The organism is Campylobacter concisus, from assembly GCF_003048555.1.
GTDB classification, from domain to species: Bacteria; Campylobacterota; Campylobacteria; order Campylobacterales; family Campylobacteraceae; genus Campylobacter_A; species Campylobacter_A concisus_AO.
On the sequence record NZ_PIRR01000019.1, the window covers coordinates 17151 to 38469 of the forward strand.

Annotated in this window: 17 protein-coding genes and 12 tRNA genes; 4 read left to right on the forward strand and 25 right to left on the reverse strand. The window is 37.7% G+C overall.

Annotated elements, in window-relative coordinates:
* Window positions 1-5 precede the first annotated feature (5 nt).
* Window positions 6-2381: a tetratricopeptide repeat protein gene (locus CVS92_RS04950; RefSeq protein ID WP_107788726.1), complete on the forward strand. Its 2376-nt coding sequence runs from the start codon at window positions 6-8 to the stop codon at window positions 2379-2381.
* Between the two features lie 589 nt (window positions 2382-2970).
* Here the strand turns inward: CVS92_RS04950 and CVS92_RS04955 are convergent.
* The 20 genes from CVS92_RS04955 to tig form a co-directional block, all read right to left on the reverse strand.
* Window positions 2971-3045: transfer RNA gene (locus CVS92_RS04955), tRNA-Glu, on the reverse strand.
* A 6-nt stretch (window positions 3046-3051) separates the two neighbouring features.
* Window positions 3052-3127 (reverse strand) — tRNA-Lys (locus tag CVS92_RS04960).
* Window positions 3128-3246: 119 nt separating this feature from the next.
* A tRNA-Asp gene (locus CVS92_RS04965) sits at window positions 3247-3323 on the reverse strand.
* A 12-nt stretch (window positions 3324-3335) separates the two neighbouring features.
* Window positions 3336-3411: transfer RNA gene (locus CVS92_RS04970), tRNA-Val, on the reverse strand.
* 15 nt (window positions 3412-3426) lie between these two features.
* A tRNA-Glu gene (locus CVS92_RS04975) sits at window positions 3427-3502 on the reverse strand.
* 13 nt (window positions 3503-3515) lie between these two features.
* A tRNA-Lys gene (locus tag CVS92_RS04980) sits at window positions 3516-3591 on the reverse strand.
* A gap of 187 nt (window positions 3592-3778) precedes the next feature.
* Window positions 3779-3863: transfer RNA gene (locus CVS92_RS04985), tRNA-Leu, on the reverse strand.
* Between the two features lie 15 nt (window positions 3864-3878).
* Window positions 3879-3955, reverse strand: a tRNA-Arg gene (locus CVS92_RS04990).
* Window positions 3956-3967: 12 nt separating this feature from the next.
* Window positions 3968-4044, reverse strand: a tRNA-Arg gene (locus tag CVS92_RS04995).
* Window positions 4045-4050: 6 nt separating this feature from the next.
* Window positions 4051-4127, reverse strand: a tRNA-His gene (locus CVS92_RS05000).
* Between the two features lie 9 nt (window positions 4128-4136).
* A tRNA-Pro gene (locus tag CVS92_RS05005) sits at window positions 4137-4214 on the reverse strand.
* Between the two features lie 102 nt (window positions 4215-4316).
* Window positions 4317-4697, reverse strand: coding sequence for a VOC family protein (locus CVS92_RS05010; RefSeq protein WP_107788714.1), 381 nt, complete (start codon window positions 4695-4697; stop codon window positions 4317-4319).
* A gap of 4 nt (window positions 4698-4701) precedes the next feature.
* Window positions 4702-5427 (reverse strand): TerC family protein, encoded by a 726-nt coding sequence (locus tag CVS92_RS05015; RefSeq protein WP_107788715.1) that lies wholly within the window; start codon window positions 5425-5427, stop codon window positions 4702-4704.
* The gene (purN, locus tag CVS92_RS05020; RefSeq protein ID WP_107788716.1) at window positions 5420-6007 is read right to left on the reverse strand and encodes a phosphoribosylglycinamide formyltransferase; all 588 of its coding nucleotides are present in this window, start codon (window positions 6005-6007) and stop codon (window positions 5420-5422) included. The genes CVS92_RS05015 and purN overlap by 8 nt, the downstream gene beginning before the upstream one ends.
* Complete coding sequence (locus tag CVS92_RS05025; protein ID WP_107788717.1) at window positions 5989-7392, reverse strand: NAD(P)H-hydrate dehydratase; 1404 nt, start codon at window positions 7390-7392, stop codon at window positions 5989-5991. Before CVS92_RS05025 ends, purN begins: the two co-directional genes overlap by 19 nt.
* Window positions 7393-7394: 2 nt before the next feature.
* On the reverse strand, window positions 7395-8900 hold the full coding sequence (locus CVS92_RS05030) for a YifB family Mg chelatase-like AAA ATPase (RefSeq protein WP_107788718.1): 1506 nt from the start codon (window positions 8898-8900) through the stop codon (window positions 7395-7397).
* Window positions 8897-9415 carry a peptide deformylase gene (def, locus tag CVS92_RS05035; protein ID WP_103559953.1) on the reverse strand — a complete coding sequence of 173 codons (519 nt, stop codon included), beginning with the start codon at window positions 9413-9415 and terminating at the stop codon, window positions 8897-8899. Before def ends, CVS92_RS05030 begins: the two co-directional genes overlap by 4 nt.
* A gap of 14 nt (window positions 9416-9429) precedes the next feature.
* Complete coding sequence (locus CVS92_RS05040; RefSeq protein ID WP_107788719.1) at window positions 9430-10452, reverse strand: GGDEF domain-containing protein; 1023 nt, start codon at window positions 10450-10452, stop codon at window positions 9430-9432.
* 8 nt (window positions 10453-10460) lie between these two features.
* On the reverse strand, window positions 10461-11051 hold the full coding sequence (gene clpP / locus CVS92_RS05045) for an ATP-dependent Clp endopeptidase proteolytic subunit ClpP (RefSeq protein ID WP_103628894.1): 591 nt from the start codon (window positions 11049-11051) through the stop codon (window positions 10461-10463).
* Window positions 11051-12382 (reverse strand): trigger factor, encoded by a 1332-nt coding sequence (tig, locus tag CVS92_RS05050; RefSeq protein ID WP_107788720.1) that lies wholly within the window; start codon window positions 12380-12382, stop codon window positions 11051-11053. Before tig ends, clpP begins: the two co-directional genes overlap by 1 nt.
* Before the next feature lie 137 nt (window positions 12383-12519).
* Here tig and folE point away from each other — a divergent pair, with 137 nt between their 5' ends.
* Window positions 12520-13092, forward strand: a complete 573-nt coding sequence (gene folE, locus CVS92_RS05055; protein WP_021090409.1) for a GTP cyclohydrolase I FolE — start codon at window positions 12520-12522, stop codon at window positions 13090-13092.
* An 11-nt stretch (window positions 13093-13103) separates the two neighbouring features.
* Window positions 13104-14396, forward strand: coding sequence for a flagellar protein export ATPase FliI (gene fliI / locus CVS92_RS05060; protein ID WP_374048487.1), 1293 nt, complete (start codon window positions 13104-13106; stop codon window positions 14394-14396).
* Between the two features lie 769 nt (window positions 14397-15165).
* Here fliI and CVS92_RS05065 read toward each other — a convergent pair.
* Genes CVS92_RS05065 through CVS92_RS05085 form a run of 5 tightly spaced genes read right to left on the reverse strand, consistent with a single transcriptional unit; the run spans window position 15166 to window position 21135 of the window.
* Window positions 15166-16899, reverse strand: a complete 1734-nt coding sequence (locus CVS92_RS05065; RefSeq protein WP_107775758.1) for an ATP-binding protein — start codon at window positions 16897-16899, stop codon at window positions 15166-15168.
* Window positions 16899-18575 (reverse strand): fatty acid--CoA ligase, encoded by a 1677-nt coding sequence (locus tag CVS92_RS05070; RefSeq protein WP_107788722.1) that lies wholly within the window; start codon window positions 18573-18575, stop codon window positions 16899-16901. Before CVS92_RS05070 ends, CVS92_RS05065 begins: the two co-directional genes overlap by 1 nt.
* A 12-nt stretch (window positions 18576-18587) precedes the next feature.
* Entirely contained in the window at window positions 18588-19820 is a 1233-nt protein-coding gene (locus CVS92_RS05075; protein ID WP_107788723.1) for an OmpP1/FadL family transporter, read from the reverse strand.
* Window positions 19817-20668 (reverse strand): deoxyribonuclease IV, encoded by an 852-nt coding sequence (nfo, locus tag CVS92_RS05080; protein WP_107788724.1) that lies wholly within the window; start codon window positions 20666-20668, stop codon window positions 19817-19819. The genes CVS92_RS05075 and nfo overlap by 4 nt, the downstream gene beginning before the upstream one ends.
* On the reverse strand, window positions 20665-21135 hold the full coding sequence (locus tag CVS92_RS05085; protein ID WP_107788725.1) for a hypothetical protein: 471 nt from the start codon (window positions 21133-21135) through the stop codon (window positions 20665-20667). Before CVS92_RS05085 ends, nfo begins: the two co-directional genes overlap by 4 nt.
* A gap of 68 nt (window positions 21136-21203) precedes the next feature.
* Between CVS92_RS05085 and CVS92_RS05090 the strand changes: the two genes are divergently transcribed.
* Window positions 21204-21278, forward strand: a tRNA-Glu gene (locus CVS92_RS05090).
* The last annotated feature ends 41 nt before the right edge of the window (window positions 21279-21319 follow it).

Below are 21319 nucleotides of genomic sequence, written 5' to 3' on the forward strand. Positions count from 1 at the left end.
GCGGCATGAAAAAGCTCTTAATTATTTTATTTTTTCCGCTTTATCTAACCGCTTTTAATCTTAGCCTAAATAGCGGCGCAAATGGCGATAAACCTTATAGCGTCCTTCAGCTAAGCGATGAGCAAGAATTTGAATGCGTGGAGCAAATTTTAGCTTACGACACCAAACGCTATGTCTGCATGCTTGATGATGAAATTTTGCCAAAAATTGAAGATACGACACTGCCATTAATGGATATAAAATATAAAAAGCAAGATGGCAAGCTTTTTATCGTCATAATGCCAAAAGCTCCGTCAAAACTACTAAATATAAAAACTGAGCTTTATAGCAGTCAAAACGTACAAGATAGCCCAAAAATAACCATTTCAAAACACTTTAGCATAATCATAGATACTTCACTCAGTGAAAATAGCAAAAGAAAGTCCGGGCTAAATTTTAAACCTGATTTTAAAGATATGCTAAATCCTAGTATCGGAGCACTTGATCTTAACAAAGCCCCTATTGCTGGGCTTGATAGTAATGACATTGATATCTACATAAGCATAAAAAGAGCTTATGAAAAGGGCGCTTATGAAAATGTAGTAAAAGATACTCAAACAGCGATAAAAAGGCACCCAAATAGCCTTTTTTCAAGTGAATTTTTACTATTTCGCCTAAGGGCTCTTGATAAAATTTTTGAGACAAAAAATGAGTTTGAAGAGATCGAGCCAAAAGATATCGTAAGTGAAGGTAGGGCTTGGATTAGAAAATTTCCATCTGATGAAAACTACCCAGAGGTGCTCTATCTAATCGCTAGAGCCTACCTAAAAGATAGTATCGCAAGTGATGCAAAATATATGCTTGATATCTTAAACGAAGAGCATGCAAACTCAAAATTTACAAAACTTGCAGCGCTTGATTATGCTGATTATCTCTACAAGATAGGCAGACAAAAGGAGGCGCTAAAAGACTATGAAAAAGTGCTTTACTCCACAAACGACATCGACCTTGCAAGTAGAGCAGCACTAAGCCTAGCTGATGCAAATATTGATAAAGAAAAATTTGATGAAGCAAAGAAATTTATACTAAAAATCGCAAATGCGAATGAAAAATTTTTTATGAATAACCCAACAAAGTCGATGAATCTTGCAACTACATTTGCAAGTAAAGATATGCCTGATGTGGCTGCTAAAATTTATGAAATTTTGATAAATAATAGCGATAGGACGAAAGATTTTTATGAAGTTGCTTTAAAAAATTTAGCACTAAATCTAGCCAAAACAAAAGATGAGAAAAAAGCATATGAATACTTAAATAGATATGAGACAGAGTTTAAATATGGTGATTATATCGATGAGGTGACTAAAGCAAAAGATGGATTATTTTTTGAAGAAAAGGATAAAAATGCTACTGCACTTCATGCTAGATATAAAGAGCTAATTGAAAAATATGCTGGGACAAATATTAGCCAAAAGGCTCTAATAAGCGAGCTTGAGCTGGATATTAAAGAGCGTAAATTCTCAGATGCACTATCTTACAAAACCATGGCAAAAGATGGAAATTTAAGTAAGGCAATGGAGCTGATAAATGAGGCTGCGCTAGAGCTTACAAAAGAGTATTTTATAAAAGATGATTGCACGGCTGTTATAAATTTACTTGAGAACTACGATATAAACAAAATCTCATTACCACAATTTAAGCTCTTTAACTGCTATTACAGAACGGCCCGCTATAACGATGCACTTGAGCTCGCAAAAGCTCATGCAAAAGATGAAAATTTAGAAGATAGGGTTGAGTGGCTGGTAAATTTGAGCAAAATTTTATATAAAAATAAAGACTACGAGCATGCGATTATTGCTGCGAATGACGCACTTTCACTTGGCTCATCAGTCGAATATTCAGATCCAACACCATCTCTTTTTGACAGGTTTTACTCATTGCTTGCATTAAAACGCTTTACAGAGGCGATCTCAACCGTTAGTGCTATCGAGCAGCTAAGAGGCCAAGACTTTAAGATTATCGAAGCATATACAGCCATAAGCGACTATGCGATGAAAAGTAATGACTACGCCATCGCTACAACGTATGCTAAAAAAGCTCTTGAGCTACAAACAAAAGCCAAGATAAATACATTTTCGCCAAAGATAAATTTTAACTACTCAGAAGCTTCACTAAAGACAGATAACCTAGGTGAGGCACTTGACGAGGTGAAATTTATACTAAATATGAAGCTTGAGCCAGAAGACCGATTACATGCTTTAAATTTGATAAGTGAAATTTATATAAGACAAAAGCAGTTTAAGTTGGCTAGGCCTTATTTAAACGAGTGCTCTGACTCAAATTTTGTAAGCCCGTATAAAGATGCTTGTAAAGCTAAGCTTGACATGATAGGCAAAAGCTAAAAGCAAAGAAATAGCTTGCTTGCTAGTTTTATATTTGGGTTTGAAATTTTAATAGCCTTTATTTTTACTATTTAAATTGAGTTTTCTTTAATTACGTATTTAATTTTTTTGCATTGCTATCAAATGCTCTTTATATTATAAAAAGAGCTATATTTATCGTAAGCTTTAATGTATTTTAACGTACGAGCCATGGCTGGTATGTTAAAATTTTAAGTATCTTTCTCATAAATAAAGAGAATTAGCCATTTTATTAAATCAACAATACTAAATGTAGGCTATTTTACGATTTATAAGCTTAAAAATTAAAAATACTTAATGAGTTTTACCCAATAGATCAAAGCAAAAAACAACTTGTAACGCTTGTAATTATATTTATATGATGTGTTTTATTGTCTTTATAGAAATTTTTAGCTTATTGTAAATTAGCTTCTAAAATTTATCACTTACTACACACTAATTAAACAACATTATAAAAAATGGTTTTTACGTTTTTAGTAGCAATTTGCTAAGCAAATAAGTATACATTTTAAGAAATTTTCTATAAAAATTTCTGTGTAGCAAATTAAAAAGAAAAAAGGATTAGAAAAAATGGTGACCCATACGAGACTCGAACTCGTGTTACCAACGTGAGAGGCTGGTGTCCTAACCGCTAGACGAATGGGCCAAAAAATGGTGCCCCGTGTAGGTCTCGAACCTACGACCCCATCATTAAGAGTGATATGCTCTACCAACTGAGCTAACGAGGCAAACTAAACTTGCGAAACAATTTAAAAATATAATCATAAAACTTATAATCTTAAAATTTAATTTGACACTCAACAATGGATGTTTTATGAGACAAAAACCTTAACCTAAGGTTTGAATATGGCGCAGCGGACGGGGCTCGAACCCGCGACCTCCGCCGTGACAGGGCGGCATTCTAACCAACTGAACTACCGCTGCACCTAAAAGAAATGGTGGTCGCTATAAGACTCGAACTTATGACATCCACCTTGTAAGGGTGGCGCTCTACCAACTGAGCTAAGCGACCTAAAATTTAAAAATCTGGCGACCCTTAGAGGATTTGAACCTCTGTTTCTACACAGAGAAAGTAGAGTCCTGAGCCACTAGACGAAAGGGTCATAAACCCAAAAATGGTGTCCTGCGTTGGATTCGAACCAACGGCCCCCTCATTAAAAGTGAGATGCTCTACCGACTGAGCTAGCAAGACATTTGTTTAAAAAAGAATTGAGATTATACAAAAAACATTATTACATGTCAAGGAAGGGGTGTTGAAAATTACATTAATTATATATAAAACTTCAAATTTTAAAAATTAATAAAATTTATACTCATTTTACAAAAATTATAAGATTAAAAATAAAAATATTTTAAAGATTACTAGACAATAGAAAGAATGGTGCGGATGAAAGGACTTGAACCTTCACGCCGTGGGGCACCAGATCCTAAGTCTGGCGTGTCTGCCAATTTCACCACATCCGCACAACAATAATAAAGTGGTACGCCCATCAGGATTCGAACCTGAGGCCTACGGCTTAGAAGGCCGTTGCTCTATCCAGCTGAGCTATGAGCGCATAAAAACAAAGTGGCGCGCCCGATAGGAGTCGAACCCATAACCTACAGATCCGAAGTCTGTCGCTCTATCCAATTGAGCTACGAGCGCCCAAAATGGGGTGAGTGATGGGAATCGAACCCACGACCCTCAGGACCACAATCTGATGCTCTAACCGACTGAGCTACACTCACCATCTAACATGGTCGGGGTGAAAGGATTCGAACCTTCGGCCCTCTGGTCCCAAACCAGATGCGCTAACCAGACTGCGCTACACCCCGCCTGAGTCGTGTTTGTAAGTTTATGCCACTACCTCATTGAAAAGTCGTATTTTAACTAGATTTTTTTTTAATGTCAATTAAAAAATACTTAAACTAAAAATTTTATATTCTATATGAGCTAAGTTCTATCAAATTTCCATCAAAGTCGTATAAATACAAGCTTTTCATGGCCCCAAGTGCCCCATTTCGCTCTACAATACCAAGCTCAAATTTTACACCCTTTTTAAGTAGCTCCAAGCGCACGTCTTCTATATCATCTTCAACTATCAAGCATATATCAGCGCTGCCCTTTGTTGGGTGCTTTGCCGCTGGCAAAAACTCACCCTCAAATCTATGTAAATTTATCTTTTGTGAGCCAAATTTGAAAGAGATGCGGCCATTATCTTTACAAAGTTCCATCCCTAAAATTTCACAATAAAATTTAATCGCTTTTTCTATATCGCTCACTACAAGAACAATATGATCGATATTTCTTATCTGCATTTTATTAATTTTTATTATCTTTTTTCTTTTTAGCGTAGATGTTTATACTTTCTACTGCCAATGAAAACGCCATCGCAAAATAGATATATCCCTTTGGAATATGAAGTCCTAATCCTTCAGCAACTAGGGTCATACCCACAAGTACCAAAAATGCAAGTGCTAAAATTTTTATAGTAGGATTATTATCCACAAAATTAGAAATACCTTTTGACGCTACCATCATTACACCAACTGCTAAGATAACAGCTATGATCATTATCTCTATATGCTCAGCCATTCCAACAGCCGTGATAACACTATCAAGAGAAAAAACAATATCTAAAACAGCTATCTCACTTACAATAACCAAGAAATTTGCATGTGATTTTGTACTGTTTTGATGCTCTTCGCCATCACCAGAAACACTAGAGTGTATCTCAAGGGTTGATTTTACAAGTAAAAATAGACCACCGAGTATAAGCACCAAATCCCTGCCACTTATGCTAAATTCTGCGATAGTAAAGAGCGGCTTTGTAAGCTTCATGATCCAAAATAATGAAAGTAAAAGTAAAATTCTAGTCACCATGGCTAGTCCTAAGCCAACAATCCTACCTTTACCACGCTGTTCTGGCGGTAGTTTACCCACCAAAATAGCAATAAATATAATGTTATCTATGCCCAAAACTATCTCTAAGCCAGTTAACGTAAGTAGTGATATCCATGCTTCTGGCGAAGTCATCCATTCAAACATTTGTTTCCTTTGTTAAAATTTTTATTATGCTTTGAGGTAAAATTTCATGCTCTATGGTATGAATTTTACTCTCCCAATCTTCCAAGCTCATACCATCTTCTCTCTCAAACGCTCTTTGTGCAATGAGTTTACCTCCATCAAGCTCCTCGTTCACGTAGTGCACACTCACACCGCCAAGCATCATATCGCTCTCAAAGCTCTCCTTTATCGCATGAGCACCTTTAAAAAGTGGCAATATAGAAGGGTGTAAATTTATGGCTTTTATCTGTGATGTAAAAACAGGAGTTAGTATCCTCATGAAGCCAGCAAGTACCGTTAGCTCAGCGCCACTTTTTAAAATTTGCTCCACGACTGCAGCATCAAATTCTTCTCTATTTGCAAATTTGGCACTCTCTATTATCGTCGTATCAAGCCCAAATTTTTTAGCACGCTCTATACCGTATGCACCTGGCTTGTTACAGATACAAAGGCAAACTTCGATTTTTATGCCATTAAAAATTTGATTATGAACTTTTTTAAGTATAGCTTCTAAATTTGAGCCACTACCACTAAAAAGTACGGCTATTTTTTTCGTAAGCATTTTACTCCTTTAATAATGTCTGTTGGGCTAAGCGCATAGCTATTTTTTTTGAAATTTTTAAGGCTTAGTGCGTGAGCCAATGTAGCCGAAATAGCTGCGTCAAGCGGCTCGTATCCTTGAGCTAACAAAGATAGCACAAGACCACTTAAAACATCTCCACTCCCACCTTTTGCAAGTGTATTCTTGCCGTAGGGCATGATGTAAATTTGTCCTTCCTTGGCGATTATTGTATTTGCGCCTTTTAGCACAAGTACTGCCTTAAATTTCTCACTCCAAGCCTTAGCGTAAGCAAATCTATTTTCTTGCAATGTTTTTACGTCAATATCTGCTATATTACAAAGCTTTAAAAGTGAGCAAAATTCCTTTGGGTGGGGCGTCAAAATACAGTTTTCATTTAGTAGATCAAGCACTTTTGCACTGTAAAAAATATCAGCGTCAAGAACAAGATTTTTGCTCTTTAAAATTTGCACCTCGAGCTCTTCTATGCCCTTTTTGCCAAGCCCCATGCCAACGGCTCCAGCGTTCATTTTATCGCTTATCTTACTTGCTTGCATGATATGTGTTGGTAAATTTAAGCCCTGCTCGCCTATCACACTAACTAGCCCAGCCCCAAAGGCAAATGCCGCCTTTGCGCAAAGTTTGCTAGCTCCTATGTGCTCGCCAGATACAATAAATGCGTGGCCAAAGTCGCCCTTATTTACGCACTGCTTTTTTCTATTTGGAAGCACAAGGTCGCACTTTTCAAGCAAGTGGTAGTCACTTTCGTACTCATAGTTTTGAGCGCTTATACCAAGATTAGCGACCTTTACCTTGCCAACAAAGTCTTTTGCAGCGTCGCTATAAAGCCCAAGCTTTCTAGCTCCCATTGTGATCGTGATGTCCGCTTTTACGCAAGCACCTAGTACCTTGCCATCACTACTTAGTCCGCTTGGCACGTCACAAGCGATAGTGTAGGCAGAGCTTTTGTTTATCTTTGAGACAAGCTCTATGTGATTTTCATCTAAATTTCTATTTAAACCAGAGCCAAAAAGTCCGTCTATGACGCATTTTGCACCATTTAAGCTATTTTCTACATCTTTACTCTCACACACGCCAGCAGATTTAGCTCGCTTAAGCTGCTTAATGGCTAGTGGCTTTAAATTCTGACTAGCTAAGATAAATTCGCATTCAAACTCACCCTCAAGCATTCTTAACGCACAAAGCACGTCAGCACAGTTATTGCCACTTCCACAAATGCCTAGTATTCTCATACCTTTTTTAAATTTCTTACGTATAAAATTTGCTATGCCAGCGGCGGCGTTTTCCATTAAAATTTCTTCACTGAGGTTAAATTTCTCACTCACCCTCTCGTCTAAAATTCTTGTATCCAGATATAAATTTTTCATCTTTATGCCCTAAAACTGAGCGCCTCTAAGATGTGGGGCTTTAAAATTTGCTCGCTCTCATCAAGATCAGCGATGCTTCTAGCCACCCTAAGTGTCCTTTTTATGCCCCTTTGGGAAAGATTGTACTTCGAGGCTGCCTTTTGTAAAATTTCTCTTGCTTCATTATCCAGTAGACAAAATTTTTCTACTTGTGCGTCGTTTAGCTTGCCGTTTAGCTCATCTTGATCGCGCTTTTTTTGAAAGATAAAGGCTTTTAAAACCATCTCACTCATCTGCTGCGAGCTTAAACTCGCCTTGTCACCTGGCGAGCTCTCGTCCATAGCAACTTTTAAATCAATGCGGTCAAGCACTGGAGCTGAAATTCTTGATTTATAGTTTTTTATCTCATTTTCACTGCATTTGCAATTTAGATTGCGAGAGAATAAATTTCCACAAGGACATGGATTTTGAGCTGCTACGAAGATAAATTTAGTCTCATAAGTCACTTTTGAATTCACTCTTGCGATATGGATTTGATTGTCCTCTAGTGGCTCTCTTAGGCTCTCTATCACTTGTTTAGAAAAGTGTGGAAATTCGTCAAAAAATAGCACTCCACCATTTGCAAGCGCGATCTCACCGATCTTTGCAACATTTGAACCGCCACCAAATATTGAACTTTTAGTCGAGGTGTGATGTGGCGAGCGAAAAGCTCTAATACTTGTAAATTCGCTATCTTGAAGATTTAAAGAGCGGTAAGCGGCAGACTTTAGCACCTCTTCTAGGCTTTGTGGCGCCATTATATACACTAGTCGTTTTGCACACATGCTTTTGCCGCTACCTGGGCTGCCTTCAAATAAAATATTGTGCATACCAACGGCTGCAATAACGCAGGCTCTTTTTGCGCGATCCTGACCCAAAACATCCTCAAAATCAAGCTCGAAGTTTAAATTTGGAACATATCTTTTGCCAGAAATTTCTATCACGTTTGAAAATAGTTCATGCGTAGCAGTAAAACGTATGTTTTTCGCAAATTCTGCGTCGTTAAAAAACCTAATCGCTTCCTCTAGAGTACTAACCGCATAAATCTCTAAATTTGGGATCATAGAAGCTTTTTGTGCTATCTCTTTTGGCACTAAGACTTTTACGTTTTTTACCTGCGTACTTAAAAAAAGAAGGATCGAGAATAAATTTGCTGTGCTTTTTACGCTTCCATCAAGCCCAAGCTCGCCAAAGACAAAAATTTTCTCTAAGCTTTTTGCCTTTTGAAGACCTATAAGAAGAGCGATAGCTAGGTCAAAATGTGAGCCACTCTTTGGCAGATCTGAAGGGGATAAATTTATGGTAATCTTTTGTGCTGGAAAAGAAAAATCAAGTGCCAGAAGTGCTGCTTTTACGCGTTCTGTGCTCTCTTTTATACTTGTGCTTGCAAGCCCAACGATGCTAAAACCAGGAAGCCCGCGAGAAAAGATAGACTCAACGTCAATTATCTTTAGCCCATCGCCGTAAGTAGCACATCTTAAAGACTTCATGAAGCTTTTTCTTTTTTTTGCTTTTTGTATTCCTTATCAAATTTTTTGCGTTTATTAAAGCCGATTTTTTCTATAAAAAGATGTCCATCTAAATGATCATTTTCATGCTGGATAGCGATAGCTAAAAGTCCATCGGCCTTTAAGCTTTGCTCTTTGCCAAAGCGGTCTTGATATTTGATGGCCACAACTTCATTTCTTTTTACATCTTCATAATATCCAGGCACACTAAGGCAACCCTCTTGATAGATGCATTCTCCTTCACGTAGTTCAAACTTTGGATTTATGATCTCGATTAAATTTTCTTTATCCTGCACGCCCTCGTCATTGGCTAGATTTATAATAAAAATTCTTTTTGCGACACCTATTTGAATAGCTGCAAGGCCGATGCCCTCTTTTGCAATCATCGTATCATACATATCATCAAGTAGTTTGTGAAGTTCCTCATCAAAATTTTTAACATCTTTTGAGACTTCATAAAGCTTTTTATTTGGATAAGATAAAACCTCTAAGATCAAGCCCAAACTCCTACTTATTCACCCAAAAATATAGGCTGCTCATCATCTTGTGTTAGTATTAGTTGATCTAACGAGTAAGAGATTAATTCTTCAGCACTTCTTGTTTTTGTTATCATGCTTGAAACCACTTGGATATCAAGCTTACACTCTTCACCATCTATCTTCCAAGGTATAGATGAAAGCATATTTAAAATTCTGCTACCGGCTTGTCTTGTGCCATTTTCATCAGTATATTTCATAACCATAGCAAAACAGCCATCACCGTAATGAGCCACTATATCGCTTCTTCTAGAAGTTCTTAAAAGAAGCTGTGATATAGCTTTATACATATTGTTTCGCTCTTTTAAATTTTTAACACGATTTGTAAATCTATCTTTTGCTCTTACTAGTAAGAACGATGCGTTATAGCCATATCTTTTAACGGCTTCTACTTCACTTTGCACTGTGGCTACTAGAAATTTTTTATTATAAACGTCATATGTCGTATCATAAATCGACTGCTCTTCAATAGATTTAAGCATCTTAGCTACTTCGTCATAGCTTACTTTAATGACATCAAGATGCTTATCCATAAGACTGTTTAATTTTATTAGGTCATGGTTAAATGCGCTTAAAACATTTTGAAGAGCTAGGATATTTGTGTTATTTTTAAGTGCATCCATGCGTTTTTGCACTAGGCCTCTCATGATGCCTAAATTTTTATAGATTAGTACCACGGCTTGAAGCATGCTTTTTATCTGGATAAATCCTTGCTTTATCTCTTTTTCAATAGAGATATTACTGCCTGATGGTACTGAGATCTCGGAATTTATGACTATCATATCACCGATCTCTTTTCTAAATTCATCAGGCTGCCCATCAAGCATTTTCTCAAAATAAATGGAGTAATTATTTGGCGTAGATGGAACATTATCGTCGCTTAATTCATGCAAAACATTTTCTGAAAATTTGTAGATATCTACCTTTTCTTTTTCTAGAATATGTTTTACCTCAACCGCTTTTTTCTTAGGGTCTGGTGCATTATCTATCTTTATCACTTTGGGCCTTATTTAAAACTTTTCTCCAAAATTTTATCAACAAGTCCGTACTCTTTGGCTTCGACCGAACTCATAAAGAAGTCACGTTCAGTATCTTTTACGATCTTACTTAGTTTTTGACCTGTATTTTTAGCCAAAATTCCATTTAAAATCTCTTTCATACGCAAAATTTCACGAGCTTGTATCTCGATATCAGTCGCTTGTCCTCTAGCACCGCCAAGTGGTTGGTGTATCATGATGCGAGAATTTGGTAGTGCATATCTTTTACCTGGTGCACCACAGCTTAATAAAAATGCACCCATGCTAGCGGCTTGGCCGATACAGATCGTGCAAACATCTGGCTTTATGTAATTCATCGTATCATAGATGCTAAAGCCACTTGTTATAACGCCACCTGGTGAGTTTATATATAGATAGATATCTTTATCTGGATCTTCAGCCTCTAAAAATAGAAGCTGGGCGACAATAGAAGCGGCCATGCCGTCCTCTATCTCACCACTTAGCATAACGATCCTGTCTTTTAAAAGACGGGAGTATATATCATAGCTTCGCTCACCTCTACTAGTTCTTTCAACTACGACAGGAACGTAATAGCTCATTACTCGGCCTTCTCTTTTCTACTTGCTTTTTTCTCGTCTTTTTCTTTGTTAAAGAGCTCACTAAATAGCTTCTCTTCGATCATTGACATCTTTATAGCTGGAAGCATGCCTTGGTTGCGGTACATCTCAAGGTGTGCTTTTGGATCTTGTCCGCTTCTATACGCCTCAAAATAGATCGCTTGAACAACCTCTTGATCGCTTACTTTCACACCTCTTACGCGAGCTAGCTCATCGATTATGAAAGTTAGGCGAACGCTATTTTCAGCGTCTTTTCTAAACTCGTCACGTTTTTTAGAAAGAGCATCTTTGTCCTCTCTAAATTTTTTCATATCATCTGGAGTAAATGAGCTCCATGCGTTTCTAAACTGCATATCAATCTCTTGCTCGACAATATTTTTTGGCACGTCAAATTTAAATTTCTCAACCGCAGCTTCAGCAAATTTTGGCTTAAGCTCATCATTTATAAGTTTATAAATTTTCTCTTGGCGGATTTGCTCTTTTATGCGCTCATCAAGTAACTCTTCAGTTGGTTTTTCTTCATTTGGAAGTAGAGTTTTTAACATCTCTTCATCTAGTTTTTCAGGAATTTTTCTCTCTTGAATTTCATGAAGTTTTATTTTAAAGATAGCGTCTTTGCCAGCTAAATGTGCAGCGCCATAGTTTTCTGGGAATTTAACCTCGATATCTTTTTCGCCACCAGCTTTTATGCCTACCATGCCATCTTCAAAGCCTGGGATGAATTGATTTGAGCCGATCTCAAGCACATAGTTTTCAGCCTTGCCACCATCAAATGCAACGCCATCAACAAAGCCCTCAAAGTCAAATTTAGCAAAATCGCCAACTTTTAGGCCTCTTTTGCTCTCTACTTTTTCAAGTGGAGCTATCATTTTTAAAAGTTCAGTTTTTTTCTCATCGATATCTTTTTTCAAAACACGTGGGTTTGAAAACTCAGGTATCAAGCTCTCATAGCCGCTCACATCGACACTTGGCTTAAATGAAACTGTTAGCTCAACATCGATCTTACCATCTTTTCTGTCAAATTTTGAAACAATAGGCTCGCCGATAAGATCATCATTTTTCTTGCCTGCTTGTTTTATAGCCTCATCAACAACATCTCTTAAGACATCTTGCTCAGCATCATTTGTTAGCTCTTTCTCGTAGCGTTTTAGCACAATAGCAACTGGCACATGGCCTTGTCTAAAGCCATCTACTTTCATAGTTTTTGCTGCTTTTTTTGCTAGTTTTTCTACGCTAGATTTTATAGCATCCGCACTTATAGTCGTGCTTGCTAAGGTATTTACGCTATCTAGAGCTTTTGTTTTGATTTCCATCTAATTCCTTTATGAATACAAATTTTTAGCCCAAAATATAGCAGAATTTTCCTTATTTCATTGTAAATTTGTAAATTTTTATAGATATAAAAGGCGTTTTAACGTAGAATCTAGCAATAAAATTATGGAGAAAATTTATGCAAGAGAGTTTTGAAAATTCGGTTAAAAACATGCTAACGATAATAGGCGAAGATCCAAATAGAGAAGGCCTTATAAAGACGCCTGAGCGTGTCTTTAAAGCATTTAAATTTCTAACTAGCGGATATGATGAAGATCCAAAAGAGGTTCTTGGTGACGCACTTTTTACTAGCTCAAATAACGAAATGGTTCTCATGCGAAATATTGAGTTTTATAGCCTTTGTGAGCACCATTTGTTGCCTATTATCGGCCGCGTGCATGTGGCATACATCCCAAATGGCAAGGTCGTTGGCCTTAGTAAAATTCCTCGCATGGTAAATATCTACGCAAGACGCCTACAAATTCAAGAGCAGATGACTGAGCAGATAGCAAAAGCACTTGAGGACGTGATCGCTCCAAAAGGCGTTGGAGTCGTCGTCGAGGCTAGACATATGTGCGTTGAGATGAGAGGTGTGCAAAAAATAAACTCAACCACCACGACCTCAGCGCTTAGAGGCTGCTTTATCAAAAACGCAGACACAAGACGAGAATTTTTCTCGCTTATAAATTCTCCTAGGGAAACGCATTTTTGAGCTTAGAGCATATAAATTTAAAGCTTAAAGAGGGTGTGAAACTCTCAAACACCTTTGGCATCATAACTAAAATCACAGCTACGACTATCGAGATCACTGGACTTCGTCCGAGTATCGGTGACATCGTGCGAATAGTTGCAAAAGACAAGAGCAAAAATGGCCTTGGAATGGTCACACAGATAAAGACAGATGGTGCTTATATCAGTCCATTTGGCTTTGTTGAGGGCTTTAGGATAGGCGACTTCGTCTATGAGAGCGATCAAGGAATGAGCATACCGGTGGGGCCAAATTTACTTGGGCGCGTGGTCGATCCATTTATGAAGCCGATTGATGGCAAAGGAGTGATCGAAACGACTGAATATATGCCGATCATGAGAGCGCCGATAGATGCGATGAAAAGGGGGCTTATAAACGAGCCATTTAGCGTTGGTATAAAGACGATAGATGGACTGCTTACTTGCGGCAAGGGGCAAAAGCTGGGAATTTTTGCAGGTTCAGGTGTGGGCAAATCAACTCTTATGGGTATGATCGTAAAAAACACACTAGCTCCCATAAAAGTAGTCGCGCTAATAGGCGAGCGTGGCCGTGAGGTGCCCGAATTTATCGAAAAAAACCTGGGCGGCGACCTGGAGGGCACGGTCATCATCGTAGCGACCAGTGATGACAGCTCGCTCATGCGAAAGTATGGCGCATTTTGTGCGATGAGCGTGGCTGAATACTTCAAACAACAAGGCAATGACGTGCTCTTCATCATGGATAGCGTCACACGTTTTGCGATGGCGCAGCGTGAGATCGGCCTTGCACTTGGCGAGCCACCGACCTCAAAAGGCTATCCGCCAAGTTCGCTCACACTCTTGCCTCAGCTAATGGAGCGTGCTGGTAAAGAGGAGGGCAAGGGCAGTATCACGGCATTTTTCACCGTGCTAGTTGAAGGCGATGATATGAGCGATCCGATAGCTGACCAAAGCCGCTCTATCCTAGACGGACACATCGTGCTAAGCCGGGAGCTAACAGACTTTGGAATTTACCCACCCATCAATATCCAAAACTCGGCCTCGCGTGTCATGGGCGATGTGATCAGTAAAGAGCATAAGCTAAATGCGATGAAATTTAAGCGCCTCTACTCGCTTTTAAAAGAAAACGAGGTCTTGCTTCGTATCGGTGCTTATCAAAAGGGTAGCGATAAGGAGCTTGATCTTGCGATCTCAAAAAAAGAATTTATGGAGAACTTCTTAAAACAAAGTTCAGAAGAGACCTTTGCACTCGAAGAGGTCGAAGAACTGCTTGATAAGATCAATCAGTAAATTTCTAAAATTTATAAGCCTTTTTACAAAATTTGGCTACTAAAAATATAATCAATTTTTTATACTAATTGTTAAAGTGATCACGCATTACTTCTTTACTTCGGATGTAAAAATCGCACTCAAAGACCTATAAATTTCTATTTTCTCATCTCTTTTTTGATTTCAAAAAGCGCTGCTACAAATATCATGAAAGAGAAATTGAAAATTATGAGGCTTTTTATTTTAAACTTAGTGAGAACGGTTTTTGTGTTATACAAAACGACAAAGTATTAAAAACTATTTCTAAGCACAATACGCATCCCAAACAGCGATCACAAAGTGTGCAAATTCTAAAATTTGGGATTTTTTGACAAAAATTACTTATTTGCAAACTCTGCAGTAGTGAATTTGAGACAAGTGAGCAAGTTAAATTTATACTAAGTGATTATGCGCTGATATCTGTTTTGCTGTAAATTTTGGTAGCAATCATTGCGTAAATTTAACTATGAAAGCAAAATTTTACATTTAGATCGTAATCTCTGGCCCTTTAAACTTCGCCTCGCAACAAAAGCATATGCTATATGAGATAGTAAAATTTAGAAGAGATTAAGAGCTAAAACCTATTTTTTCTCATCAAAGCTTAAGTTTAACTCACACTTTCCATGACTTTGGCGGTTACAAACATGTAAATTCTAATTAGACAAAAGAAGATTCCTCACCAATGTCAGTGACTCTTGCTATTTTTATATTTGTTTAAATTTATACAAACAATAAAATCAAGAGAGAAGGCTTAAGAGCCAAATCCCATCTTCTTATCTTCACCAAAACTTGAGTTTAGCTCGCGCTCTATCGTGGTTTTGAAGTCCTCAAAGGTAAAAATCCCATCATCTTTTATCGCCACTTTCAAAGCAGTATTTTTTAGTGCAAGGACGATCTGTGCGCCACTTAGGTTAAACTCAGCCAGCCTTTCAACACTAAAGCCATCTTCAAAGCTCGCGTTCTCAGGCAAAATTTTACGCCAAATAGCAAGTCTGCCGTTAAAATCAGGCTTTTTAAACTCGATCTTGTAGTCAAACCTTCTAGAAAACGCAACATCAAGGCTTTGTAAGAAATTTGTCGTAGCGATCAGCACGCCTTCAAAGCGCTCGATCTGCTCTAAAAAGATATTTTGCATTTGATTATGCATTTTTTCAGCCCCACTCGAGCTCTCCACTCTCGTGCTTAAAAACTGATCGGCCTCGTTTAGCAAGAGTACTGGCTCACTACCACTTTTTTTGCAAATTTCTTTGTAAGTATCAAAAATTTTCCTTACATTTTGCTCGCTCTCGCCGACATATTTGCTTAAAATTTTTGAGCAGTCAAAGCTTAGAATTTGCTTCTTTAGACTCTTTGCAAGCCCAACAGCGCTCATGGTTTTACCAGTGCCAGGCTCGCCGTAAAAGATGATCTTGGCGTCTATATTTTTTCTAGTTTTTATACCCCAGCTGCTAAGTCTGGCGAGCACTTTTTTATCGACTTGCTTTAGTATCGTGCTTAAAAGCTGTTTTGTCTTTTCGTTTAGCACGACGTCTTCTAGGCTGGTTACTGGCTCTATTAGCTCAAAAATTTCTTGCTCTTTTACCAGGCTTTCGATCTTGATTTTCTTGCTATTTTTATCATTTTTTGGATGCATTATGCTTTGCAAAATTTCTTCATTTATAAAAAAGCTCTTGCTAACGTTGCCATAAGCGTTTAAAACCTCGTCGTAGTCAATGAGTGCGCCCTCTATGAGCCTTGAGCCATCCTCTAAAAGAGTACGATTTTTGATGCGTTCAAACTCATCTTTGCTTATTAGCCCAACTAGCGTGTTTAGATCTCGTCCATTTTCAAAGTCGCCTGCGTACTCCTCTTTTAAAAGGGCTAAAAATATAATCTGCTCTTTTTCATCGAGCGAATTTTCTTTAAAAATTTGCTCTATTTTTAGGCTGATCTTGCTTAGTTTTACTCGCTCGTTGATTCGCTTTGTAAGCTCAGAAATTTGCTCATTTATTCGCTTTTTGGCATCACTTGAGTCATCGCCAAAAATAGCAGCCTTTGAGTAAAGCTCCACCTTTAAAAACTGATCTTTTAAATACTCCAAATGATCCTCATATGGCGTAAGCTCTGGCAAATTTATATCAGCGTTGCCATCTTCAAGAATTTTTAAAAATGTGGCTGATAGAGAAATTTCAGAATGAAGCAACGAAAGAAGCCCTTGAGCTGAAGCCCTTTGCGTACTCTCAGGTATTTTAAAAAGACTATAATTTTGTACAATCCAACCGCTATCAAGCAAATTTTTTATAAATTTTAGATACAAAAGCTGCTTATCATTTTGCGTGCCAAAGACTGCTCCAAGTAGCTCAAAAACGCTCATATTAGCCGTTCCTTGCACATAAGCTTTACTTAGATATTTTAAAATTTCTCCCTCTTCATCGCCGCACTTTATCAGCTCGTAAATTTTGCTTTTTTTGAGGTCCTGGTTTAAAAAATCAAGCAAGTATTTCACTAAAATTTATCCTTCATCTGCTCTATTTGCTCTTTTAATACACGTTTTAACACCTTGCCAGTGGCATTTCTAGGCAACTCTTCGGCAAAATAGATACTCTTTGGTATCTTGAAATTCGCTAAATTTTTCTTCAAATGCTCTCTTACTGTCTTTTCATCAAGATCCATGCCCTCTTTTACCTGTATGAAAGCCACTACCTCTTCATCGGCATGTACGTCTTTTACGCCGATTACCGCTGTTGCCTCGACTGCTTCAAGTTTGTAAATAACCTCTTCGATCTCGCGCGGATAGATGTTAATGCCCTTTGATATGATAAGGTCTTTTTTGCGATCAACGATATAGATAAAGCCCTCTTCATCGACTTTGCCAAGATCTCCGGTCTTTAACCAGCCGTTTATGATGGTCTCATCGGTGATGCTTGGCATACCATAGTAGCCTTGCATGACGCAGTCGCCCTTTATGATGATCTCACCGATCTGGCCAACTGGAAGCTCCATCATCTCATCATTTACGATCTTTACCTCATAGCCATCAAGTACAGGCCCTACACTTAAAAGCTTTTGTTTATCATATAAATTTGCAGCTACGACTGGCGAGCATTCGCTAAGACCATATCCCTCGACAAGTGTCGCGCGCGGAAATTTCACTCTAAAGTCATCTATCGTCTGCTTTGCAAGCGGAGCCGCACCACTTACAAATAATCTAATGCGGTTAAACCATCTAAAATACCAAGGAATTTTTGCCTTACCAATAGCTGTATAGATGGCTGGGATTCCCAAAAATACAGTTACACGCTTTAGCAAAGTTTGTTTTAGTACATTTGAAAATGGAAATACCGACTTTACAAGAACCATCGAAGCGCTCGCAAATATCGGAAGCAACACCATTGCAGTTAGCGTAAAACTATGAAACATCGGCAAAAATACAATAAACCTATCGCTCGTTTTAACAATAAAACGATCATGAGCTCCAATTAAATTTGAAAAGATATTTTTATAGCTTATCATCGCGCCTTTTGGCTTGCCAGTAGTGCCTGAAGTATAAATTATATGCATTAAATCATCTATTACCGGATACTTTGTGATACTAAGAGCGTATTTGTGATTTAGAGTTTCTGTAAAATTTATGTTTTTAACAAGGCCATTATTTTCATAGCCCTTGCTCATATCCTCTTTTGAAATTTGAGGCGTTGAAGTGAGATACGCGCTCTCGCCATACTCTTCGTCAGTGTCTATATATTCATCCTTTGAAGCACTTTGAAGTTTCTTTGGTATTGCTCCGATCCAGATTATCTTTCTTAAAATTTCAAGCTCATTTAATGCGATTAACTCTTTTGCAAGCGAGCTAGACGCAAAAAGCACCTTTGCGCCGCAATCATTTATGATATATTCAAACTCGTTTGCTTTTAAAAAAGTATTCATAGGCACTGCAATGCCGCCTATTGCGGTTATCGCAAGGTATGAAATAATAAATTCTTTCGAGTTTGTAACCGCCATAGCTACTTTATCACCAAATTTTACTCCAGCAAGTTGCAAATAAGCCGCTACTTTATCGACATTTTGCTTTAATTCGCGATATTTTAGTTTCTCTTTTTCTTCAAAAAGAACTACTTGATTTGGATTTTCCTTTGCTACTTTGGTTAAAATTTCATAAAAATTATTATAAGAGTATCGCATTATTGACCCTAACTAAAATGTATATTTAAAAGTCGTACCAAGGATTTGGATCGTACCAGTATCAAATTCCCCTGACATTTTTGTAGCAATACTGTTGGTAATACCTGTCGCACGCTTCTTATCACGGTGTTGATAAACATATCCAAGTGCCATTTCAAGATTTGGTGTAAATTTATAATTTACACCAAAAGAATACACCTTAGATGTGGTATTTGGAAGCTCTAATCCAGTATGCTTGCTGCTTGTAATATCTTCATCATAAGCAAAGCCAGCCATTAGTCTAAATTTTTCATTTACGTCGTAGGCAAGACCTAGTCTATATGTATTTGTATCTTTTGCATTTTTGACAACTGGGTCGTCCATGAATCTTGCAAAAGCTGGATGCGAGTGAGCTGGGCCTTTATCCATGTATTCAAAGTCATAGCCTTTAAATTTAGACCAATACGTCCTCTCAAAAGCTAGCAAAAGGGTAAAGTTGCTAAATTTATATCCAGTTGCAAGTACAAGCTGTGCAGGAAGTGGGATCTCGACTTTTGTTTTACCATGATAGCTTATAGGAGATAGTGCTCCGTTAAAATCAGCATCTGTATGGCCTTTAAGTTCTAAATTCACATTTGAGCGGTAAGTAACGGCAAAGCTTAAATCCTCAATAGGTCTATAAGTAAGTGCAACATTATAGCCATAGCCCATACCATCGCCTTTTATCTCTCTGTAGCCTATTCGTCCAAAGTCACTTGCTATCTTACCTTTACTATAAACACCTCTAGCGCCAAGAGCAACGGCAAGCTTATCATTTATGCGGTAAGCTACGGTTGGATTTAGCTCAACAACTTGCAGCTTAAACCTTTTAGCGGTAAATGCGGTAGCTGGATCCTCCCACGATACACCAACAGCAGCAGGAACGGCAAGAGCTAAACCAAATTTCCAGTTTTCATAAATTTCTGGCGTTACAAAACTAAATGTACCAGCTAGCGAGTCAAATTTTTCTGACTTGTAGCTTTTGCCACTATCACTTTTAAACTCGAGCTTATTTATATGAAACCAGCCGAGGGTACTTTCTATGTGATGGCGTCCATCTAAAAACATCATATTTGCTGGGTTAAAATATGCCGCATCAGCTCCAAAACTAAAGGCCACGTTACTAGCAGCAAGACCTAAAGAATCAGCACTTTGCTCAGGAACTTTATAACCTCCAGCATTTAGCAAAGTAGATGCCATAATAATGCTTAATAGCACTTTTTTCATAGTTTTTCCTTTTCGAAATTTCTTAAAATTTTTATTTCGTCTTCCCAAATACTCTCGTCAATCGTCTCTAATATTAAAGGAATTTCGCCTATTTTATCATCATTTATTATATTTTTAAAAGCACTAAATCCAAGCTCGCCCTTGCCAAGACTCTCGTGTCTATCTTTTTTCGAGCCAAGCCCAAATTTTGCATCATTTAAATGCATGCCAGATAAAAATTTATAGCCGATGATCGCATCAAATTCTCCCATCGTCTTAGCGTAGGCCTCTTTACTTCTTAGATCATATCCAGCAGCAAATGCGTGACAGGTATCAAAGCAGACACCAACCCTGTTCTCATCGTCTACTCGCTCTATCAAATAAGCAATCTGCTTAAAACTAAAGCCTAAATTTGAGCCTTGTGCAGCTGTATTTTCGATGACTAGCTTTACACCGCTTGTGCGCTTAAGTGCTGTGTTCATGCAGCTTGCGATATTATCTAAACACTCTTTTTCGCTTATTTGTTTTAGGTGCGAGCCTGGATGAAAATTTAAAAGCTCTAGCCCAAGCTTACTAGCGCGATCTATCTCATCCACAAAGGCCTCAAGCGACTTTGCTCTTGCCTCCTCATCTGGATGGCCTAAATTTATCAAGTAGCTACTGTGTGGCAAAACATGCTTTGTGCTTATGCCAGAAATTTTTAGATTTTCTTTAAACTGCTCTATTTCACTAGCACTTAGCTCTTTTGCATTCCACTGGCGTTGATTTTTTGTAAAAAGCGCAAAGGCATTTGCTCCTATTTTTGCAGCATTTAACGGAGCGTTGAACACGCCTCCAGCAGCACTTACGTGAGCTCCGATGTATCTCATTTTAACTCTTTTATTATCACTCTTATTTTGTTTTTGCTATCTATAAATTTGACGTAGTTGTCGCAAACCTCGTATTTTATAAAATATGAACTTAGATCTTGTCTAAAGCCACACTCCGTATTTATCAAGCCTTTGCCTTCATAAATCTTTTCTTTTTGCAAAATTTCTTCAAAAAGGCTCTCATAATGCGGGGCTAGAAAAAATTTCTCATTAAACTCAGTCTTGTTAAAGCAAGCATTATTTATGCAAATTTTATCTCTTATGCTTATGTTTGCGGTGTTTACGCCAGAGCTATAAATTTGCAAATTTAGCTCATTTTTATATTTATGGAAAAATCCAACGTCATTTATCTTGATCATTGGAGAAAATAAAGTAACTTGAAAAGCTTGTGAATTTTGCGGCGTTTTAGTAGCTACGCAACCTGTAAAAATAAAAACAGACGACAAAGTAAATAAAAAATTTTTCAAAATTTTTTCCTTATTAATCTAAAATTAAGTATAAAAGAAATATAATCCCAACTTCATAACCGACATGTGGCCCATTCGTCTAGCGGTTAGGACATCGCCCTTTCACGGCGGTAACACGAGTTCGAGTCTCGTATGGGTCACCACTTCTAAAAATCAAAATCTTATCCATATAAGCTTTAAAATA